Annotated in this window: 1 protein-coding gene; it reads right to left on the bottom strand. The window is 36.2% G+C overall.

Features of this window, described 5'->3' with window-relative positions; all coding sequences use genetic code 11:
* Positions 1–260: transposase (locus DWU89_RS21325; protein WP_147292097.1), on the bottom strand; the 260-nt coding region annotated here is incomplete at both ends.

Genomic DNA, 260 nt, shown 5'->3' on the forward strand with positions numbered 1-260 from the left:
CCAAAAAGGCTGTTTAGAACGATAAAAGTCGATATGAGCGAATGAAATAGACTTTTATTGAGTTCCGACAAGCTATTTGCTATCCTCGATAACAAATAAGGTATCGAAGACAAAGAACACAATCGTTTGATATTATAAGCGGTTGTATATAAATCTATTTCAATCTGTACTTTCTTTCTTGACCTGAGTAAAAGAGGCACTTTCCCCATCCAGCGTTTGACAGTGCCAAATACATGTTCAATCTGACTTTTTCTCTCCCT

Origin of the sequence: Parabacteroides acidifaciens (assembly GCF_003363715.1) — a bacterium.
Taxonomy (GTDB): Bacteria; Bacteroidota; Bacteroidia; order Bacteroidales; family Tannerellaceae; genus Parabacteroides; species Parabacteroides acidifaciens.